This is a genomic window from Ruminococcus sp. HUN007, from assembly GCF_000712055.1.
GTDB lineage: Bacteria > Bacillota > Clostridia > Oscillospirales > Ruminococcaceae > HUN007.
This window is the reverse complement of sequence record NZ_JOOA01000002.1, coordinates 588,562-607,488: the sequence shown is the minus strand read 5'-3', so window position 1 is coordinate 607,488 and position 18,927 is coordinate 588,562. Positions and strand designations below refer to the sequence as shown.

Genomic DNA, 18,927 nt, shown 5'->3' with positions numbered 1-18,927 from the left:
TGGAGGACTGTAAATTGAGCGACAACAAAATTCAGCAGCTTATCGATTCAGGAAACGGCGTTGTAAAACTTCCGGCCGGTGAATTCAGAGGACCATTCTATGTGTCCCGTCCGTGTACGGTTGAAGGAAACGGAACAACGCTCTGGAATTCCGACGATAATGTATTTATAATTGACTCACCTGACGTAACATTAAAAGATCTTCGAATAGAAATGATAGATCCGCTTTCCGACGGATTTTCAGTGTGCTCACGCTATCCGTTCAGTACGGAAAATGTTGAAATAATAGGCCCGACTGCAGGCGCAGGAGATGAAGATACCGTTCCTGACATGAGCAAGCAGATAAAGCTCGGGGCATTTCGTGCCGGTACGGCCAATTCCTATGTGATCGAACTGTATTCGCCTTCAGAAGGGCAGATCGTCACAGATATGCAGGACGTGACTCTTGATCCTTCTGCACTTACAAAAGGAATAAACAGGATAACTGTAACAACATCCTCACTTCCTTCGGGAACATTTATCTACGGCGATCTTCTCATGAAGACATTCTTTAACAGACGATTCTATCTTCAGGGAACAGCTTCAGACACCGCAGAGGCAGTATCTGAAAAAACTGTTCTTTCAGCAGATCAGGACGAGATAGATCTTCTTAAAGATGCACCTTCCAGAAATGCAGAAATGCTGAAGGAACTTCGCAGACCGGAACCGCCGGCTCCTGCAGAAAAACCGGATCTCAGAGAAACGCAGACAAGGCCGGCTAATAACGCAGGTTCACCGCCGCGCCAGACCGAAGTCCGTTCTCTGGTGAGAGGGGAAAGAATAAACATTGATGCCTATTCCGGAGAACCGCTTCGCGTTTACATGAGTTACCGCGGTCTGTTCAAGGATATCGATATCGATCCTTATGCATTCATGCTTGATGCCAGCGGGGTAACGAGCTGCGATGACGATTTTGTATTTTTCGGAAACCGTGAAACCATGAGTGGGGCAATTACATTCATGGATGACGGTTCAATAGAACTGGATCTTAAAAAGGTTCCGGAACACATAAAAAAGATATCATTTGTATATTCCATTTATCAGCCGGGACCGGGCGATAACTTTTCCAAGGTCATGGAACCGTTTATAGCCGTGGTGCAGTGCGGCAGGGAGATAATGCGGTACACCGCTTCAGAACTGTTTGCCGAGACAACCATAATCTTTATGGAAATATACAAGCACGGCACCGGATGGAAACTTAATACTATCGGACAGGGATACAGGGAAGGACTTAAAAGATTATGTGCAAGCTATGGACTTATAGTTTCATAGCATCTTGCTAGTGTACAACGGAGAGGATAGTTTTATGAAGATCCCGAAAACGAAATTACTTAACCCCCTGTTATTAGCGCTTTCGTTTATCGTATTTACGATAGTCAAACTGAAAAAATCAGGAAGTAATAAAAAAATTGAAAAAAATATTAAAAAAGTGTTGACAAATAAATTTCACTGTGGTATAATTAAAAAGCTGTCGGACGAGAGAACACTCCGAAAGACAGAATAATAAGTATCTTGAAAATTGAACAATGCACTATAAATACCCTTGAAGATTCTTTGAGATTTAATTCTCTTGAATTATTTAAGAAGTCAAGCAGAAGACATAATAAAATCTGCAGCTAAGTATTCTGAACAGAGTACAGGAAAGATAATAAACCGAAAGGTTATTATAGAACTTTTATAAAGAGTTTGATCCTGGCTCAGGATGAACGCTGGCGGCACGCCTAACACATGCAAGTCGAACGGAGTTTAAGAGAGCTTGCTCTTTTAAACTTAGTGGCGGACGGGTGAGTAACACGTGAGCAACCTGCCTTTCAGAGAGGGATAGCTTCTGGAAACGGATGGTAATACCTCATAACATATTGATACGGCATCGTATTGATATCAAAGATTTATCGCTGAAAGATGGGCTCGCGTCTGATTAGCTGGTTGGTGAGGTAACGGCCCACCAAGGCAACGATCAGTAGCCGGACTGAGAGGTTGAACGGCCACATTGGGACTGAGACACGGCCCAGACTCCTACGGGAGGCAGCAGTGGGGAATATTGCACAATGGGCGCAAGCCTGATGCAGCGATGCCGCGTGAGGGAAGAAGGTTTTCGGATTGTAAACCTCTGTCATCGGGGACGAAAATGACGGTACCCGAGAAGGAAGCTCCGGCTAACTACGTGCCAGCAGCCGCGGTAATACGTAGGGAGCAAGCGTTATCCGGAATTACTGGGTGTAAAGGGAGTGTAGGCGGGACTGCAAGTCAGATGTGAAATATGCCGGCTCAACTGGCAGACTGCATTTGAAACTGTGGTTCTTGAGTGAAGTAGAGGTAAGCGGAATTCCTAGTGTAGCGGTGAAATGCGTAGATATTAGGAGGAACATCAGTGGCGAAGGCGGCTTACTGGGCTTTAACTGACGCTGAGGCTCGAAAGCGTGGGGAGCAAACAGGATTAGATACCCTGGTAGTCCACGCTGTAAACGATGATTACTAGGTGTGGGGGGACTGACCCCTTCCGTGCCGCAGTTAACACAATAAGTAATCCACCTGGGGAGTACGGCCGCAAGGCTGAAACTCAAAGGAATTGACGGGGGCCCGCACAAGCAGTGGAGTATGTGGTTTAATTCGAAGCAACGCGAAGAACCTTACCAGGTCTTGACATCGAGTGAAGTATCAAGAGATTGATATGTCTTCGGACACAAAGACAGGTGGTGCATGGTTGTCGTCAGCTCGTGTCGTGAGATGTTGGGTTAAGTCCCGCAACGAGCGCAACCCTTACCATTAGTTGCTACGCAAGAGCACTCTAATGGGACTGCCGTTGACAAAACGGAGGAAGGTGGGGATGACGTCAAATCATCATGCCCCTTATGACCTGGGCTACACACGTACTACAATGGCAATCGAACAGAGGGAAGCAATACAGCGATGTAAAGCAAAACCCGAAAAAATTGTCTCAGTTCGGATTGCAGGCTGCAACCCGCCTGCATGAAGTCGGAATTGCTAGTAATCGCAGATCAGCATGCTGCGGTGAATACGTTCCCGGGCCTTGTACACACCGCCCGTCACACCATGGGAGTCGGTAACACCCGAAGCCAGTAGTCCAACCGCAAGGAGGACGCTGTCGAAGGTGGGATTGATGACTGGGGTGAAGTCGTAACAAGGTAGCCGTATCGGAAGGTGCGGCTGGATCACCTCCTTTCTAAGGAGAACCGTTCTTCATGAAGAAGAACAAAATTCCTAAGGTTAGTTCATGGGTTAGGCATTGTTCAGCTTTGAGGATACTTATCCTTAAAATGGGGGTATAGCTCAGCTGGGAGAGCACCTGCTTTGCAAGCAGGGGGTCAGGAGTTCGATCCTCCTTATCTCCATTCTTAATTGGGCGCATAGCTCAGGTGGTTAGAGCGCACGCCTGATAAGCGTGAGGTCGATGGTTCGAATCCATTTGTGCCCACTCATTAAGAACAGATATCAGATGATAAAAAGTTATCCTCTGACATGTATTCTTAATGAATACAAACCAAAGCATCTTGAAAACTGAATATTAAGATATTAAAACTACGAGAAGAAGAACGACAATTTAAAAAACAAGTTTTTTTAATAGTCAGGTAACAAAATTCTACAGACATAATTTCGAACTGATACAAAAGGTAAAGCTAATAAGAGCGTATGGAGAATGCCTTGGCATTGGGAGCCGATGAAGGACGTGGTCAGCTGCGATAAGCTGCGCGGAGCTGTAAGCAAGCATTGATGCGCAGATTTCCGAATGGAGCAATCCGCATGATTAACAGTCATGCATCATACAGTGAATCAATAGCTGTATGAGGGGAACCCCCTGAACTGAAACATCTAAGTAGGGGGAGGAAGAGAAATCAAACGAGATTTTGTGAGTAGTGGCGAGCGAAAGCGAAAGAGGCCAAACCAGAGACAGCAATGCCTTTGGGGTTGAGGACTGCATTTAGTATTTTAAGTTTTAGCTGAAGTGCATGGGAAGGCACACCAGAGAATGTGACAGTCATGTAAGCGAAAAGACGAGAAAGCGAGCAGGATCCAGAGTACCGCCGGACACGAGAAATCCGGTGGGAAGCCGGGGGGACCACCCTCCAAGCCTGAATACTACCCAATGACCGATAGCGAAGAGTACTGTGAAGGAAAGGTGAAAAGAACCCCGGGAGGGGAGTGAAAAAGAACCTGAAACCATATGCTTACAAGCACATAGAGCACGTCAAGGTGTGATATGGTACCTATTGTAGAATGGTCCGGCGAGTTATCTTACTCAGCAAGGTTAAGTACTTAAGGTACGGAGCCGAAGCGAGAGCGAGTCTTAACAGGGCGTTGAGTTGAGTGAGATAGACCCGAAACCGAGTGACCTAGCCATGTCCAGGCTGAAGTGGAGGTAAAGCTCCATGGAGGGCCGAACCGACCCCCGTTGAAAAGGTGGCGGATGAGGTGTGGCTAGCGGAGAAATTCCAATCGAACTCGGATATAGCTGGTTCTCCTCGAAATAGCTTTAGGGCTAGCGTTGTGAATGATTACCGGAGGTAAAGCACTGAATGGGCTAGGGGTCGAGAGATTACTGAACCCTATCAAACTAAGAATGCCGGATAATAAGATCACAGCAGTCAGACCGTGTGAGATAAGTCTCACGGTCAAAAGGGAAAGAGCCCAGACCCACAGCTAAGGTCCCCAAACAGGTTTAAGTGGAAAAGGATGTGGGGTTGCCCAGACAACCAGGATGTTGGCTTAGAAGCAGCCACTCATTAAAAGAGTGCGTAATAGCTCACTGGTCGAGTGACCCTGCGCCGAAAATTCAACGGGGCTAAAATCTGTACCGAAGCTTGGGATTGATACGCAAGTATCAGTGGTAGAGGAGCGTCGTATCGAGGGTGAAGTCATAGCGGAAGCGATGGTGGACGAGATACGAGTGAGAATGCCGGAATGAGTAGCGAGAATTATGTGAGAATCATAATGGCCGAAAGTCTAAGGTTTTAGGAGGAAGGTTCGTCCGCTCCTAGTAAGCCGGGAGCTAAGGTGAGGCGGAAACGCGTAGCCGATGCACATACGGTGGAAATTCCGTAGCCTCCGAAGTATTTAAGCATGAGGACACTTTTGAAGCGAATAGCCGGGCGCTGGTTGCCCCGGTCGTAAGGGACTGCAATAGCGGGAAGTATTTGTGGAGAGAGGCGAGAAAAGTCATGTGTATATACAAGGAGCCCGTACCGCAAACCGACACAGGTAGACAGGAAGAGAATTCTAAGGCCAACGGGAGAAAGGTTGTTAAGGAACTCGGCAAGTTGACCCCGTAACTTCGGGAGAAGGGGTACTCAGAAATGAGTCGCAGAGAATAGGCCCAAGCGACTGTTTAGCAAAAACACAGCTCTATGCTAAATCGAAAGATGACGTATATGGGGTGACACCTGCCCGGTGCCGGAAGGTTAAGAGGAGGAGTGAGAGCTCTGAATTGAAGCCCCGGTAAACGGCGGCCGTAACTATAACGGTCCTAAGGTAGCGAAATTCCTTGTCAGGTAAGTTCTGACCCGCACGAATGGTGTAACGATTTGGGCACTGTCTCAACAACCTACCCGGCGAAATTGTAGTACCGGTGAAGATGCCGGTTACCTGCGACTAGACGGAAAGACCCCATGGAGCTTCACTGTAGCTTAATATTGGATTTCGGTATTTCATGTACAGGATAGGTGGGAGACTGGGAAACACGGACGTCAGTTTGTGTGGAGTCGCTGTTGGGATACCACTCTTGAAGTGCTGGAATTCTAACCTGTGACCATGAATCTGGTCAGGGGACAATGTTAGGTGGGCAGTTTGACTGGGGCGGTCGCCTCCTAAAAGGTAACGGAGGCGCTCAAAGGTTGGCTCAGTATGGATGGAAACCATACCAGAGAGTGTAAACGCAAAAGCCAGCCTGACTGCGAGACTGACGGGTCGAGCAGGAACGAAAGTTGGAGTTAGTGATCCGGCGGTATGTGAGTGGAAATGCCGTCGCTCAACGGATAAAAGCTACCCTGGGGATAACAGGCTGATCTCCCCCAAGAGTCCACATCGACGGGGAGGTTTGGCACCTCGATGTCGGCTCATCGCATCCTGGGGCTGAATTCGGTCCCAAGGGTTTGGCTGTTCGCCAATTAAAGCGGTACGCGAGCTGGGTTCAGAACGTCGTGAGACAGTTCGGTCCCTATCTGTCGTGGGCGAAGGATATTTGAAAGGAGCTGTCCCTAGTACGAGAGGACCGGGATGGACGCACCTCTGGTGCACCAGTTGTCACGCCAGTGGCACAGCTGGGCAGCTAAGTGCGGATCGGATAAACGCTGAAGGCATCTAAGCGTGAAGCCGGCCTTAAGATAAGATATCCCATCGAAAGAGTAAGACCCCTCAAAGACTAAGAGGTTGATAGGCTTAACGTGTAAGCATCGTGAGGTGTTAAGCGAGTGAGTACTAATCGGTCGAGGGCTTTTCCTAGAGTATCAGGAAAGTCTGTAGAGAGAAATCGTAGAAAGAAAATCGGAATATTCAGTTTAAAGATAGTCGGTGTTAATGGCAAAGAGGTCCCACCTGTTCCCATTCCGAACACAGAAGTTAAGCTCTTTTACGTCGAAAATACTCGGTTGGCGACGACCCGGGAAGATAGATAGACGCCGGCACATTATGCACCATTAGCTCAGTTGGTAGAGCAACTGACTCTTAATCAGTGGGTCCTGGGTTCGAGCCCCCGATGGTGCACTGACCGAAAGGTCTAACTTAATATGCGAGCGTGCTGGAATTGGCAGACAGGCACGTTTGAGGGGCGTGTGTCTTCGACGTACGGGTTCAAGTCCCGTCGCTCGCATTTAAAATTTAATATAATCGGTGTTGATAGCAAAGAGGTTCCACCTGTTCCCATTCCGAACACAGAAGTTAAGCTCTTTTACGTCGAAAATACTCGGTTGGCGACGACCCGGGAAGATAGATAGACGCCGGTACTTTATGCACCATTAGCTCAGTTGGTAGAGCAACTGACTCTTAATCAGTGGGTCCTGGGTTCGAGCCCCCGATGGTGCATTGTCTTTTTTAAGACTGAAATTTAATACTATATCTGCGAGCGTGCTGGAATTGGCAGACAGGCACGTTTGAGGGGCGTGTGTCTTCGACGTACGGGTTCAAGTCCCGTCGCTCGCACTTATAACGTGCAAAGATGGCTGAGCTGGTCTAAAGCGCACGACTGGAACTCGTGTAACGGTTAACCCCGTTCGAGGGTTCGAATCCCTCTCTTTGCGTTATGTGCACTTGGTACTTTTAGTATCGAGTGCTTTTTAGGTTATAGAAATAAACAGTGAACATATTTCATTTCACTGTTTCATAAGCCGGTGTGATGGAATTGGCAGACGTGAGGGACTCAAAATCCTATCAGCATTTTTTCAGGATTTGAGTACCGATTGTTTTTCAGCATCGCTCAAACGGCTTATCTACGAGGTTATCTGATAGCTTTGGTAGAACGGACTTGTTCGTGTTTCCGTTTTTTCTACCATTTTTCTACCGATTTTTCGTGGTTCGTTTACAAATTGACGTTTGATTCAAAATCCTCTTGCCATTTTTGAAGTTTTTGAATACCGACTGATTTTAACATCGCTCTAACGGCTTAACCACGAAGAAATCTGAGATTATGGTAGAAAGAACTTGTTCGGTTCTTTTTTCTTCTACCGAAAATCTACCGAAATATCCTTGCCTTTCAGAAGAATAAAATTCAATATGTGCCGATGTGGTGGAATTGGCAGACACGCTTGACTCAAAATCAAGTACGAAAGTGTGCGGGTTCGAGTCCCGCCATCGGCACCACTAAAATCAGCGTAGAATCGGGCTTTTCATAAGCTCGGTTCTTTTTTTTATGCGTTCTCATCATTGCTTGTCGGCTTGTTATTGTCTGCTTTACTGCTTGCTTCTTCCGCATCGGGATTGCAAGCACCAAGAGCCTGAGCGATAGCATCAGCCGAGGACAGCTTTGAATTGAACTCCAGATGACTGTAAAAATCAGCAGTTACCTGGAATGTGGAATGACCTAACCACTCCTGAATTGCTTTCATAGGAACACCGTTGGCAAGCAGAAGACTTGCACATGAATGTCTGAGATCATGAAAGCGGAGCTTCTTGAGCCTGTGCTTCCTGATCATACTTGCAAAGTGGTCGGTTACATAAACGGGTGTGATCAGATTACCGAAGTTGTCGGTACAGATATAATCATCATAATCATGACAGTATTCGTGCTTCATGAGCTTAGAGAGATATTCGTTTCTCTCCTTCTTCTCTTTCAGAAGCTCTCCTATATAAGGAATAAGCGGAAGTGTTCTGTAACTCGCCCTTGTTTTGAGTTGATTATGGAACTTAGTTATTCCCTTGCCGTCCTCCCTCACAGTATAAGCTTTTTCACGAATAGTGATGGTTTTCTTGTCGAAGTCGATAGCGTCCCACCTCAGACCGATGATCTCGCTGCGGCGAAGTCCGTAATAGGCTGCGATAAGCACCACGATTTCCATACGGTCTCCTCTGAAAGCGTTGAACAACAATCCAAGCTCCTGCTCGTTGTAGAACATTGCTTCAAACTTCTCCATTTTAGGACGCTCCGTCTTTTCCGACTCATTGACTGTGATCAAGTCCATCTTCACCGCATATTTCAGCGATTTGTGGATGTTTGCGTGATAGTGCTTGATAGTATTAGCCGAAAGACCGCTTGCATACATATCATTGTAGAAGCGCTGAAGCTCCATAGCTTTCAGTTCGCTGAGCTTAATATCAGGAAATACTCTGTCGAAATATGAGATTATACGGTGAGAAGTGTGTTCGTATCCTGCAAAGGTAGTCTCAGCGACCGTAGGCTTGATTGATTCGAGCCACACCTTAAAGAACTCAGTGAATGTGTATTCTGTCTTAGCTGTTTCAAGAGACTGACCGTCCTCAGAAATTCGCATCTTAACGGCGTTTTCGCTCTTAACGATATTTCCGCTGATGTATTCCTTATAGAAATCGGCTACGATCTCGTCAACCTTAGCTGACAGCTCCTTCTTCTTACAGTTCTCAGGAAGATCAGTTCCCACCCATTTCCTTTTCCTTTTGCCTTCATTGTCCTTGTAGTCAAATACTACATAGTGTTTTCCGCCTTTTACAGCGGTGATGTACTTAAAGGGCAGACTTGCTTTCATTGCGATTAACCTCCTTGTTATTATGAAAGCTGGTAGAAAGTCTGCATCAAGTTTTGGTTGGCAACACCATTATAGCGCGCATTGGCAGTATATTCAAGTGTTTTCAAAAGTCTTGTATGCGATTCTACTAACTTGTCATTATAAAGCTCGTTATTCGCCCCTTTGTTGTGCGCATTGCAGAACGTAATTTATGACTTCTACCTTAGTAACCAGTATTCTCTTACATACATTAAGAGAATGGAGTTTTCCGTCAGAGAACAGCTTATATGTGTTTCTGATGCCTAATCCAAGCATTTCGCTTACGTCTTTGACTGTCACAATATCAGGGTATTTGCTAAAGAGCTTGTCATAGGCTTCATAGTCCGTCATAAGCCAATCCTCCTTATCCCTATATCTCGTAGTTATAGCCTTGATGAATATTTAATTTTCAAGATACTCCACCGTAAGAACGGCAGTACATCGTCTATCCGTTATTTTTATGCCCGAAAATGATGTACTGTTGGCAGCTTCCTCACGAATCTCAGAAGTGAGGAAGCTCCCGACAGCATATCGCTGTCAAACTGATAGGAGATTTCATAATATGAGATGATATCGGCAATGCCTGTCTCTTTAACGTACAGGCACTCCCGACAGCATCTCTGCTGTCATTTGAAAATAAAGGAATCATACTTGATGGCTTTTTAAAGATGGGGACGGTACAGAAATGGAAAAAACGCACCGTCCCTTAACTCGGAGGTAACAGTATGTCAGAGGTTGTTTATTTCCTCTCACACCGCATAGAGGTCAATGCCCTCTATACATCAACCGAAAAATTTGAGTTTTTGGGGTTGATTTTCGCAAAAAAATTGCTTTCAAAAAGAAAAAACGGCATTTTCACTAAAACCAATCATATATTTTCGTGCAATGTGATATAATCTTTTAGCAGTTCTTTCGCACGGTCTATTCTGTAACGTACTGCTTCAAAAGTCATACCATATTTGCTTGCGAGATACATCATACTGACTTTATCCTGATTATAGTAATAGTCTCTGATAAGAAAATATCCCTCCGGATAGTCGGCTCTGAGCATCTGCATAGCAACAGGCAGATAATCAAGTCTACGGTTATGCTTCTGTATCTCCTCAGCTTCAAACTCGCTTATGGGGATACTTGCAGGATCAGGGTTTATCTCCAGTACGTCATCAAAGTCAGCACTCTGGTTAAGATACTCTGCATCACGCTCCTCAAGGTATTTCTCCCTGCGGAGCATTCTGTTATATTCCTTTTCTACGTTACGGGGAACGTCTTCATCGAAGTGTACATATAAAAATCGGCTCATTCCGTTCTTTCCTCCTTTGCGGAGGTCAAAGCGGAGATAGGTTTACAGCCTTTTTCTATAAGACTATCGTTACAGGCTATTACGATATATTCTTCCTTAAATGCACAGGCAGCGAGAAAAGAACGTAATATAATATCACGGGGGCTGGGATAAGGATCATCAGCAGGCATCATCAGATGCGACTTGCAGAACAAGTGTTTCTGTCGCATAGGGTGAAGTCTGAGTGCTATACAGACCGCACATAGCGAATCATATGTAACGTGTCTTTTGCCTGAGAAGTAATAGTAGATCCCTGACTTTGATAATCCTGAAAGTAATGAAAGCTCTCTTACGTTTATTCCGTAGTAGTCGAGGTAACGGTTCAGAGCTTTAGTAAATGTATCCTGCTGCTTTTCTTCAAGCTGCTCCGTGCCATATACATAAACATCGTAGTTATCGGGTTCTTTCAGTTCACTGAACAATGGAATACGAATTATATCTCTTTTTGTTTTCATATTGCTCCCGTCCTTTCCGTCGGACGGAGGCATCAAATGAACATAGTACGACTGTCATTCGGAATAAACCGTCCGACAATCAAACATTACCCGGTCATTTGACTGTTACATATATTCAGTTATAATACAGTGATCGAGTAACCCTCCTGCGCAGTAAGGCTCACTGTATCAGTACCGCATAATCACAATGTTGCGTTCTATACTATTATGACCTAATACGGCAGAAAAAGCAAATTTTCGGCGTCCACATAAGTGGACAGCATAAATTCAGAAAAGCACCATTTCACAAGGATTTGTTGAAAAATCAGCTTTCTGAAATAATAAATTGTGAAAACCTTGATTAGCCCTGTTTTGCTAACTAATCACTATAGTTTTTCGGTAAATGACTTTGTGGACACTTCACCAAAATTTCATCTGTTTATCACATTGTACATATAGAAACAGGGCGGCCTGATCTGCTCAGACCGCCCCTAATGCCGTTGAAGTAAGCATACTTCCTCTCAATTATGTCACAGCACAGATAAACCGCAAGGCTATCGTAGCAGACAGGGTGATTTCATTTTAGTCCAGTACACAGTTATCACCTCCTCCTGATTCCGATAACTCCTTTGTGTTTGTATGGAACTGTTAATGAACGATCAAATAATCGAGTTATATGCCTTTCTGATTATATTATACCAAAACAGAACGCCAAAACTTCACTTCTACTCGATGTGACAGAAATAATTATATCATTTCAGATGTTCAGTAATTTACTTCTGTTACGATTTCTGCTGTAAAAGAAAAAAAGCCATTGCCTGTAAGGGCAACAGCTCTATGATTGTAACTTTGACTCCAGTGGGTTCAAAGTTGTGAACTTAGTTATTATTCATACCGAATTTTTTGCTTAAAAGTCGATTTTTCCAAATGGTTTCAATTTTTATGACATCATCTTCAACTACAGTTTTAGGAAGTATCTGCAATATTGAAAACTGAAAGGCGTGGTATCTATCTGGATAATCGCAAATCAACTCTCGCATTTTTTTTGTTATTGCCATGTTTAGTGTTTACATAGCACTTCCATCTTTCTAATAAACCACCTTCTCCATATGCAGAACCGACGTACTGTTTACCGTTTTCAGTATCTACTATAAGATATATTGCATATACCGATTTTAAAGCTATATGCCAAGGTTCATATGCTATAGCGTTATTAACAATATCTTTTAATTGATCATAATTCAGCAAAACATTCTCATATCCCACGAATACCTTTTTCTCATCAGGTATTAGAGAAATTATTTCCTTTTCATTAGTACCTTTCTGATTCCATGAACGTGTCGCAGAGCCCCATTCAATGGTCAGTTTGCCTTCATATTCTTTTAGAAGCTCAACAGGTTCAAGCTCATAAACAACGCCTTCGCCTTTATAATGACTTGCTTCTAATTCAGGTACTCCCGCAGGAATTTTATCTGGAGTATCAGAAACGATATTTTTTCCTACCTTATACAATGCAAATAGCTTCGCAAGTGTACCTTGCCCACTTATAAATACTGCCCAGTATTCAAAGGTATGTCCCTTAAATTTGCTTTTTTGATGACAAGTATATTCGTATACCTTACCACTGTCTGCACACTCCCTAAAGGTTTTATCCGAGTAAGCGTGTCTAATCAAACATACTTTTGCTGGATCCAAGCCGACTTTTTTCAAAACATCAGAAAAGAATAAAATAGCCATATTAAATCTCCCTTGTTTTTTATAGAATGATAATCCTATTTACCTGATTATACCATATTGTATTGGTTTAATCAATTGTATATTATTAAAACGTCGATTTGCACCATATGCTAATTGCATCTATGTGCATAGTGATAAAAATGAACTTGTAATATTGCAGAACACTTGTTCGTATTATATAATAGTTGTATAGGGATAGTCTCATATATCTTTGTTTTTGGCAAGATATATGATTTGATTTTTTATTATGGGGAGGAATAAAAAATGCGTAAACACTTAATTAAAAGGTTTCTTGCTATTATGATAGCAAGTATGATGACAAATATTATCGCTATAGATTCAGGAAGTGGCATCTGGAGTAAAACTCCGATTAAAGCTTGGGCTAATACTGAATACTGTGATGTAAATGAAGATGGTTCTGTTACAACAAGTGACTTAATCTCTTTAGCCAAAATGATTATTGGAACGGAAGCGACAAATTCTGTTGCTGATATTGACTGTGATGGAAAAGTTGATTCTATAGATTTTATAAAACTTAGAAATGTATTTTTGAATGGATCAGAGCCTAATACAACTCAAGATAATCCCCAAAACAATGAAGAAGATAATTCTATTTATTGTTTTTATTATTCTATGATAAAAATGCTTGCACGCACATTTGGGGATATTTTGCCGAACAATCCAACATATTACAATTATTATTTATATGATATAAACGGTGATGGAATATATGAGCTCATCACTCATGTAGGTGGAGGAGAAGCTGATGCTATATTATTTATATATACTATCGATACAAGTAGCAATGAAGTAAAAGAAATTAGCCATTTTTCTGTAACTCATAGCTGGCTTTCAACTCAAGATGATAAGTTGTACATTAATACCGGACACCAAGGATATTATTTTCTGACTTTATTAGAAATGGATGGAGATTCCGATTCTTGGTCTATATCTCAAAATCTAATTCGTGAAGAAAGTGATTTGTTAGATTACACAACGTATGGAACGGCATTAAAAGGATATCGCTTATCCGATACAAGTGCGATTGAAGAACTTTGTCCACGAGAATTGCTGGATGATGTCCCAAATGTTGAGGGATATGCTAAAACAATTTATGATGAAAGCCGGTTGTATTTGTCAGGGCATTTTAATACTGTTTCCATTGTAACATACAGTAATGTAGATGATTATAAATACGATACAGAATACTACAGTGTTGATGATATTGGAGAATATATTACTTTGCCCTATAACGGATACCCAGCTGCTTATGTTATTGTAACTCCATTTAACGAAGCAGGAGTAGTAGGTGAACCTATTAAATGTTATGTTGAAAACTCTACATTATTAAATCTTGACGGAACAAATCCTAATCATAAAGGAACGGTTTTTACTGATGGTGACGTACTATTTATACGCTCATCTCCTGAAATAATCAACTCTCCAGATAACGGAAATAAAATAGATTGTTTCAATAACGGCACCATAATAGATATTAACCTCAACTACTCTACAGATGAATGGTATTTTGTCACTGGAACAGGAGTAAGCGGAAACACTGTATCTGGTTACGTATTCAGAGAGTATGTACGTTTAAATTGATAAATATATCTGTGAAGTCGTGAAATTATATATTGCTTACTCTTGACCTAACTAACCAACGATTAATAATAAAATAAGTCCTTCCGTTCAAATTTGAGGAAGGACTTATTAATTTTTTATGCTATTGCAGGTACGAAGCTCTTTCGGAGCTGTCCTTCGGAGTATGAAGAAAGTTTACCGTCTGACCATTCAACATACACCATATCATGTTCGTCGATATAAATGATCGTTGCTGTGCTGCCGACTGGCTTTTCGCTGTATGTGCCAGCATCGTTCAGCTTTATCTTTGCGCCTACTGTTATTGAATCCATCATAGTATACCTCCTGAATTTACACACTTTTTCAATTATACTACAATGGGAATTGAGTGTCAAGGCACTGGTTGCGGTCAGTACAGTCACTTCTGAAAAGAAAAATCAGGATAAGCACCGAGCATTTTTCTGACTTCTGATAAGAACTCAGACCGAACTTTTGGCGGAGACAGCAGCTCTATTCCGTCACCGTACTTCATCACCCATAGATAAAATCTCTGGTTGATGCCTACACGAACGGAAATGTTTACTGAGTTACCGTCATCGGAGTATCTGGAGACAGAGGCATATTCTCCGAAATGCTCCATCATATCATCGAGCAGAACACGCTTTACTCTGAGTGTGACGTTCTCATAGTATTCGGGTTCAAACATATCTATAATAAAGCCGTCACACTTTTCTTCTTTCGGCAGAAGGCATCTTGATACTTCACCGCTTTCTATATTCTTCATACGGTCTATGCGGTAGGTACGCCAAGCCTCGGTTTCTTCATTGTAGCATTTCAGATAAAAGCGGTTATTGAAGAAAACCACTTTTACAGGGATAAGCTCTCGCTTCTTGTGATAGTATTTGATTTTCTTGTCGGTATCATATTTACCGTACTCAAAGTTGATTTTTCTTTTTTCTGCTATCAGCCTATGGATAAGGTCTAAGTTGTTCAGCAGATCAAGGGAAGGAGAACACTTTTCGTTGAGCGTGATGCGGCTGATGAGCTGTCTGATCTCGGCATCGGAACACATACCTTCAAATTTCTTGATGAGCTGACGCTTCTGCTTTGAAGTCAGGAACTTGTTGATTGATATGGAGTCTACTATGAAGCGTATCTCATTGAACGAGAAACCTTTGTCGATCAGAGCATAGAAAGCCTTGTTGTGATCACAGTTCTTTTTGACAATGTTATTGCCCATGTTGGTGAGTCTATCTATGTCACGGCGGATAGTGACCTCGGCAGGCATAGATAAGTTGCCGACCTGCGAAACATAATCCTGTATCTGCTTGATACTGACATAGGTGTTTTCATCGGAATATCGGGAGAGATATTCCAGTACGCAGATTATTCTTTCGTGTTCCATAATATACCTCCACTTTTGATTTCAAAAAAAATCCCTGTCCTGAGAGCTTATCAGAACAGGGAGCATAAAGTCAGCGACCTCACTAAACCTGCCCGTTCAGGTTAGTGAGGTTTTCTTTTTTGGGGACGGAAAAAATTACCGTCAAACACTATTATTATTTTATCACATCATACGCTCCCCTTCAATGAGGTTCGGAATAGTGCGGCATATTATTCGGTATGTCTAAGTAAAAGCAATTCTATTTGTAAACTTTCTGTGAACATTTGGCTGATTTAACCCCAAAAACTCAAAAACGTCGGTTGATAAGTGAGGGGGTATTTTCGTGAGCCGAAGGCTCAAAATGAAATTGCTCCCGAAGGGGGCAAATCAAACCCAGCAAGCACGGCAATTCGTTCCCACGGAAATCCGTGACAACGCCTTGCATAGCTTGTCAGAGGGACACCCCTAAAACCCCGATTCTGAAAGCAGAGAGGAAGTGATAAAAACGAGTAGAAATGCTGAGAAAGACAGCCGAACACAGTTCATTAAATTCCGAGTCAGTGATGAAGAACTTGAAGCTATCAATAACAAGTTTCAGAATAGTGGTATGAAGTCCAAGAGTGACTTTATCAGGACTATGATCATGGAGGGGCATATCGTTATTTTCAGCGAGACTGAGCTGAGGGAGATCCACCGTCTTATGACTACGATTGCGAATAACGTGAATCAAATAGCCGTGAGAGCCAACAGCACAGGTAAAGTATACGATGAAGATATTGCTGAAATCAAGGAGGAAATCAATCAGATTTGGCAACCACTAAGATATTTCCAATCACAGCTACTGAGGCTAAAGCATTAGCGTATATCGCCAATCCCGATAAGACCAACAACGGCAGACTGATTTTAACATCAGGGTGCAGCGAAGATCCTTATCAAGCGAGCCGTGATTTTGAGGAGATCAGGAAGCAGGGAACGGGTTTAAGTACAGTCCTCTCACAGCACTTCATTCAGAGTTTTGCACCTGGGGAAATTACACCCGAACAGGCATTGCAGGTCGGCAAGGAAATGTGTGAGCGATTTCTCAAGGGAGAGTATCAGTATTTTCTTGCAGTCCATAACGACCGTGACCATATTCATCTGCACGTTATATTCAACAACGTAAACCAATGGAACGGACGCACTTTTGAGACTAACGAGAACCGCAGATACACTCAGAAAGACCGCTCATATAATAAGCTTCGTGATATATCCGATAAGGTATGTAAGGAGCATAATCTGTCTGTCATTATCTGTCCCGAACCTGATAAGGGAATGTCCTATTGGGAGTGGGCAATGAACCGTAAGGGACTGTCATGGAAAGCGAAGCTGAAATATGCGATTGACCAAGTAGCAAAGCAGAGTGATGACTTCGATGATTTTCTGAAAAAATGCAGGGAGAACGGTATTCTTGTCGAGTACAATCCCGACCATAAGATCGACCTGAAATTTATGCTTGCCGAGCAGAAAGAACGCAATCCCCGTGCTAAGTTTACCCGTGCAAAAACGCTGGGCTGGTATTACGAAACAGCTCAGATAAAGAAACGCATTGATATGTACAAGGGCGTTATGTCATACGCTCCGAGGGCGAGGGTTAAGCGGACAGCTCAGGTGCAGGAAAACAAGTATCTCAGAGACTACATTGACCGTGCAAATATGAAGCAAGTCAGCAAGTCCATAAATATCGCTTCCAAGTACGGTATCAGAGCTGATGAAATCGAAGGTGAAGCTATGGCTGCCTTTATACTGAAAGGTCAGCTTTCCGAACAGAGAAATGCAGTCGATATACAGCTTGATGATCTTATCGCACAGGTTAAGGTTCTGAAAAAATATCGCCGTCTTAGTGAGATAGCTGCAGAGCTGAAAACACTCAGCGGACGGCAGGCAAAGCAGTTCCGTTCAGAGCATAGTTCCGAGCTGAATGAATACGGAGAATGTCAGAAACAGATTCTCGAATGGTATCCGTCAGGTCATATCCCCTCAGTCGAAGCGGCGGAGAAAAAAATTCACGCCCTTAAACAAGAGCGTGAACAGTTAAAATCTCAGTATGAAACTGTTAAGATCAAGGCAAAAGAACTGGGCGAGGCTCAGCGTGATATTGATGATTTTCTCAGGCAGGAGCGTGAGACTAAACAGCAGAAACGTAAGAAGAATAAGAATGGTGATTTGGAGTGATTATTCATCAATATCCACATACAGATCAATATCTATTTTCGTGGCGGTATCACAGCAGAATTGCATTACTTCCATAGAGGGAGCTACACAAGGTACTCCTTCAGAAGATTTTATTGTAGGAACGACCTCCAATGTGAACTCCACATCGTATCTTTGCTTTATTTCTTTCAAAGCGCTGATCTTTGAAAGAAGCGGAGTGATTGTCTTTAACATTTGGTTCTCGACATAAACATCATACGCATCGCAAGTACCATACTGCCACATAGCGAAGTCATAGACCGTGCCGTTCTTTCTTTTATCGCCTATTCTCCATGTTTTTTCAGGCACAAGTCCAAGCAATTCGGTTATAGAATCAGGATCGAAATTACCTCTTATCATGAAATAGGTATAGCAACTTGATTGACTGCTTGCTTTACTGTTGTTATGTTTATCCTGATATTCCTCCAAAGCCGTGAGCAACAGCTTATTCACGCTCATACCGAGCGATTCCGCATAAGCCTTGATCTTCTCACGCTCTCCCTTCGGAACATTGACACGGATATAATCGTAATGCCCTTTGAGGTATTCCGTGTTCGGAGCGGACTTTTTCCGCTTCTTGCCTGCGGTACACTCCTTGCAATACTTCTGAGAGCCGGAGGTCACGGTGTAGGTCTTTCCGCAGATCGGGCAAACCTGTTCGCTGCCGATCTTAACAGCAGAACCGGACTTCTTCTTCTCCGCATAGGCTCTGTTCCTCTGTACCTGAACCTTATCACGGCAATAGATACAGTATTTGGCACGGGTGTTGTTTGTCTCAAACTCCAGTCCGCACATCTCACATTTATGCTTAAACAAAGGTTATCCCCCCTGAATATAGGTCTTTACACCTATTCTATCAAATGTTGGGTGCAAAGTCAAGCATAATCCGAAATTTAGTCAAATCACACTGGGGAAAACCGAAAATCGGGGTGCTGATTGCTGCGCCCCTACAAAGATTCCAAAATACAGAAAATTATACTTGACATTGGGTGTAAAGTCA

The 18,927-nt window shown here is 43.1% G+C and carries 12 protein-coding genes, 8 tRNA genes and 4 rRNA genes; 16 read left to right on the top strand and 8 right to left on the bottom strand.

Annotated elements, in window-relative coordinates:
• Positions 1–14 precede the first annotated feature (14 nt).
• The 13 genes from CC97_RS18695 (at position 15) to CC97_RS06795 (ending at position 7,847) form a co-directional block, all read left to right on the top strand.
• Positions 15–1,310 carry a TerD family protein gene (locus CC97_RS18695; protein WP_049962745.1) on the top strand — a complete coding sequence of 432 codons (1,296 nt, stop codon included), beginning with the start codon at positions 15–17 and terminating at the stop codon, positions 1,308–1,310.
• A 402-nt stretch (positions 1,311–1,712) separates the two neighbouring features.
• Positions 1,713–3,222 (top strand): 16S ribosomal RNA (locus CC97_RS06850).
• Positions 3,223–3,318: 96 nt separating this feature from the next.
• A tRNA-Ala gene (locus tag CC97_RS06845) sits at positions 3,319–3,391 on the top strand.
• A gap of 9 nt (positions 3,392–3,400) precedes the next feature.
• Positions 3,401–3,474 (top strand) — tRNA-Ile (locus tag CC97_RS06840).
• Between the two features lie 195 nt (positions 3,475–3,669).
• Positions 3,670–6,494 (top strand): 23S ribosomal RNA (locus CC97_RS06835).
• Positions 6,495–6,559: 65 nt separating this feature from the next.
• A 5S ribosomal RNA gene (rrf, locus tag CC97_RS06830) occupies positions 6,560–6,676 on the top strand.
• A 6-nt stretch (positions 6,677–6,682) separates the two neighbouring features.
• Positions 6,683–6,755: transfer RNA gene (locus CC97_RS06825), tRNA-Lys, on the top strand.
• Positions 6,756–6,780: 25 nt separating this feature from the next.
• Positions 6,781–6,861, top strand: a tRNA-Leu gene (locus CC97_RS06820).
• A gap of 16 nt (positions 6,862–6,877) precedes the next feature.
• Positions 6,878–6,994: ribosomal RNA gene (gene rrf / locus CC97_RS06815) — 5S ribosomal RNA — on the top strand.
• Together the 16S, 23S and 5S rRNA genes with 8 tRNA genes alongside form the textbook arrangement of a ribosomal RNA operon.
• A 6-nt stretch (positions 6,995–7,000) precedes the next feature.
• Positions 7,001–7,073, top strand: a tRNA-Lys gene (locus CC97_RS06810).
• A gap of 36 nt (positions 7,074–7,109) precedes the next feature.
• Positions 7,110–7,190 (top strand) — tRNA-Leu (locus tag CC97_RS06805).
• Positions 7,191–7,200: 10 nt separating this feature from the next.
• Positions 7,201–7,288, top strand: a tRNA-Ser gene (locus CC97_RS06800).
• A 476-nt stretch (positions 7,289–7,764) separates the two neighbouring features.
• Positions 7,765–7,847, top strand: a tRNA-Leu gene (locus CC97_RS06795).
• Between the two features lie 47 nt (positions 7,848–7,894).
• Here CC97_RS06795 and CC97_RS06790 read toward each other — a convergent pair.
• The 5 genes from CC97_RS06790 to CC97_RS06770 form a co-directional block, all read right to left on the bottom strand.
• The gene (locus tag CC97_RS06790) at positions 7,895–9,205 is read right to left on the bottom strand and encodes a site-specific integrase (protein WP_044974359.1); all 1,311 of its coding nucleotides are present in this window, start codon (positions 9,203–9,205) and stop codon (positions 7,895–7,897) included.
• Positions 9,206–9,355: 150 nt separating this feature from the next.
• On the bottom strand, positions 9,356–9,574 hold the full coding sequence (locus tag CC97_RS06785) for a helix-turn-helix domain-containing protein (RefSeq protein ID WP_044974358.1): 219 nt from the start codon (positions 9,572–9,574) through the stop codon (positions 9,356–9,358).
• Positions 9,575–10,091: 517 nt separating this feature from the next.
• Positions 10,092–10,523, bottom strand: coding sequence for a hypothetical protein (locus CC97_RS06780; protein WP_044974357.1), 432 nt, complete (start codon positions 10,521–10,523; stop codon positions 10,092–10,094).
• Positions 10,520–11,017 (bottom strand): hypothetical protein, encoded by a 498-nt coding sequence (locus CC97_RS06775; RefSeq protein WP_044974356.1) that lies wholly within the window; start codon positions 11,015–11,017, stop codon positions 10,520–10,522. The genes CC97_RS06780 and CC97_RS06775 overlap by 4 nt, the downstream gene beginning before the upstream one ends.
• A 987-nt stretch (positions 11,018–12,004) precedes the next feature.
• Positions 12,005–12,733, bottom strand: coding sequence for a GIY-YIG nuclease family protein (locus tag CC97_RS06770; RefSeq protein WP_242848148.1), 729 nt, complete (start codon positions 12,731–12,733; stop codon positions 12,005–12,007).
• A gap of 264 nt (positions 12,734–12,997) precedes the next feature.
• On the opposite strand from CC97_RS06770, the gene CC97_RS06765 reads away from it, so the two are divergent.
• On the top strand, positions 12,998–14,335 hold the full coding sequence (locus CC97_RS06765) for a dockerin type I repeat-containing protein (RefSeq protein ID WP_044974355.1): 1,338 nt from the start codon (positions 12,998–13,000) through the stop codon (positions 14,333–14,335).
• Between the two features lie 116 nt (positions 14,336–14,451).
• Here the strand turns inward: CC97_RS06765 and CC97_RS06760 are convergent, their stop codons facing one another.
• Together CC97_RS06760 and CC97_RS06755 are read right to left on the bottom strand one after the other, a co-directional pair.
• A complete protein-coding gene (locus CC97_RS06760; RefSeq protein WP_049962744.1) occupies positions 14,452–14,649 on the bottom strand; it encodes a hypothetical protein in 198 nt (65 codons plus the stop codon).
• Positions 14,650–14,732: 83 nt separating this feature from the next.
• Positions 14,733–15,719 (bottom strand): WYL domain-containing protein, encoded by a 987-nt coding sequence (locus CC97_RS06755; protein ID WP_081850014.1) that lies wholly within the window; start codon positions 15,717–15,719, stop codon positions 14,733–14,735.
• Between the two features lie 475 nt (positions 15,720–16,194).
• Here CC97_RS06755 and mobC point away from each other — a divergent pair, with 475 nt between their 5' ends.
• Complete coding sequence (mobC, locus tag CC97_RS06750) at positions 16,195–16,557, top strand: plasmid mobilization relaxosome protein MobC (RefSeq protein WP_242836279.1); 363 nt, start codon at positions 16,195–16,197, stop codon at positions 16,555–16,557.
• Positions 16,506–17,909, top strand: a complete 1,404-nt coding sequence (locus CC97_RS06745) for a relaxase/mobilization nuclease domain-containing protein (RefSeq protein WP_044974354.1) — start codon at positions 16,506–16,508, stop codon at positions 17,907–17,909. The genes mobC and CC97_RS06745 overlap by 52 nt, the downstream gene beginning before the upstream one ends.
• Here the strand turns inward: CC97_RS06745 and CC97_RS20495 are convergent, their stop codons facing one another.
• Positions 17,910–18,743, bottom strand: a complete 834-nt coding sequence (locus tag CC97_RS20495; protein ID WP_197021838.1) for a DUF4279 domain-containing protein — start codon at positions 18,741–18,743, stop codon at positions 17,910–17,912.
• Positions 18,744–18,927: the final 184 nt, after the last annotated feature.

Bases quoted from the DNA above. Each gene is read 5' to 3' on its own strand.
- CC97_RS06755 (WP_081850014.1), bottom strand. From the start codon at position 15,719: ATGGAACACGAAAGAATAATCTGCGTACTGGAATATCTCTCCCGATAT.
- CC97_RS06765 (WP_044974355.1), top strand. From the start codon at position 12,998: ATGCGTAAACACTTAATTAAAAGGTTTCTTGCTATTATGATAGCAAGT.
- CC97_RS06790 (WP_044974359.1), bottom strand. From the start codon at position 9,205: ATGAAAGCAAGTCTGCCCTTTAAGTACATCACCGCTGTAAAAGGCGGA.
- CC97_RS06770 (WP_242848148.1), bottom strand. From the start codon at position 12,733: ATGGCTATTTTATTCTTTTCTGATGTTTTGAAAAAAGTCGGCTTGGAT.
- CC97_RS06775 (WP_044974356.1), bottom strand. From the start codon at position 11,017: ATGAAAACAAAAAGAGATATAATTCGTATTCCATTGTTCAGTGAACTG.
- CC97_RS06780 (WP_044974357.1), bottom strand. From the start codon at position 10,523: ATGAGCCGATTTTTATATGTACACTTCGATGAAGACGTTCCCCGTAAC.
- CC97_RS06785 (WP_044974358.1), bottom strand. From the start codon at position 9,574: ATGACGGACTATGAAGCCTATGACAAGCTCTTTAGCAAATACCCTGAT.
- CC97_RS06760 (WP_049962744.1), bottom strand. From the start codon at position 14,649: ATGATGGATTCAATAACAGTAGGCGCAAAGATAAAGCTGAACGATGCT.